This window comes from Bradyrhizobium sp. UFLA05-89, from assembly GCF_059803475.1.
On record NZ_JBANBA010000282.1, the window covers coordinates 1 to 885 of the forward strand.

2 protein-coding genes are annotated in these 885 nt (G+C 68.0%); both read right to left on the bottom strand.

Annotation, left to right across the window (positions count from 1 at the left end; all coding sequences use genetic code 11):
* Nucleotides 1-448, bottom strand: a 448-nt coding sequence (locus SO139_RS46270; RefSeq protein ID WP_474805018.1) for a chemotaxis protein CheW, incomplete at its 3' end; no start/stop codon positions are given.
* Between the two features lie 92 nt (nucleotides 449-540).
* Nucleotides 541-885, bottom strand: a 345-nt coding sequence (locus SO139_RS46275) for a response regulator (protein ID WP_449384719.1), incomplete at its 5' end; no start/stop codon positions are given.

Genomic DNA, 885 nt, shown 5'->3' on the forward strand with positions numbered 1-885 from the left:
CGAGTTCGAGGACGCGATCGACGTCGAGGACGACCATGAGCTGGCCGTCGAGACGGTGGACGCCGCCGGCGAGCTTGGCCATGCGGGGGTCGAGGTTGACGGGATTTTCCTCTTTGCCGTCCTCGGGCAGACGCAGCACCTCGCCGATCTGGTCGATCAGCAGGCCATAGGATTCACCGCGCAGGTCGACACCGACCGCCATCGGCAGCTTGCCGTCCTCGGGCCGCGGCAGCCCGAGCCGGGCGCGCATGTCGACGACGGTGACGATGCGGCCGCGCAGGTTCAAGACACCCGCGATCTCGCGGGAGGCGAGCGGCACGCGGGTGACGCGCTCGGGCATGAACACGTCCTGCACGCGTGAGATCGGCAGGCCGAAGAGCTGGCCGCCGATCATCGCGGTGACGTATTCGACCATGGCGCCTTCGGCGGATTGGGTCTTGCTGCTCATCTGTGTTTCCCCTGCCTCGTCTTGAGCATGATCTTCTCGGAAATCCGCTTCACACTTTGCGCTAACGCGGCCCTTCGGGTCCGGATCATGCTCTACGCCGCCGCCCGGCTGAGCTCGGAGGCGCCGGCGGCACCCGCGGTCTGTTCCTTCAGCGCCGCGATCAGACCGGGACGGTCGAACTTGGCGACATAGTCGTGGAAGCCGGCCTGCCGGCCGCGCTCGATCGCCGCCGGCGAGACCAGCGCCGACAGCCCGATGATCGGCATCGCGACGAGATTGTGGTCGGAGCGGATAACTTCCGCGAACTCGAACCCGTTCATGTCGGGCATCTCGATGTCGGTCAGCACGACGTCGAAGGTCTGCGCGCGCAGCGCGGCGAGCCCCTCCTGCGCGGTCGGCGCGGTGCGGACGCGGTAGCCGGCGGCTTTGAGCACCGG